The organism is Pseudomonas sp. SIMBA_067, from assembly GCF_046534675.1.
GTDB lineage: Bacteria > Pseudomonadota > Gammaproteobacteria > Pseudomonadales > Pseudomonadaceae > Aquipseudomonas > Aquipseudomonas putida.
Genome location: NZ_JAWRYH010000656.1, coordinates 1 through 262, shown reverse-complemented (window position 1 = coordinate 262; position 262 = coordinate 1). Strand labels below are relative to the sequence as shown.

Annotated in this window: 1 protein-coding gene; it reads right to left on the bottom strand. The window is 49.6% G+C overall.

The genetic code is table 11. The features are described 5' to 3' along the window. Nucleotides 1-262: acyltransferase family protein (locus SB765_RS30745; RefSeq protein WP_410932635.1), on the bottom strand; the 262-nt coding region annotated here is incomplete at both ends.

Sequence of the window (262 nt, the reverse complement as noted above, 5' to 3'; positions counted from 1 at the left end):
ATTGACCACCACTGAATAAACCCCCACAGAATATAGAGATAAAAAAGATTGGTGATGCGACTGGTAAATACCTGCTTCCAGGGCCGGTTCAGAATGCCATTGGTCGCCAGTAATCCCGAGACAAAGAAGAAGGCGGGCATGCGCAGCGGCGACAGTACCGTATTAAACTGTATCCATATTTCGGCGGGGATCCATCCGGCAGAGAGATATTTCATCGTCCCTTCAAAGCCGGGTAAAACCGTGTGGTACAGGACCACCAGTA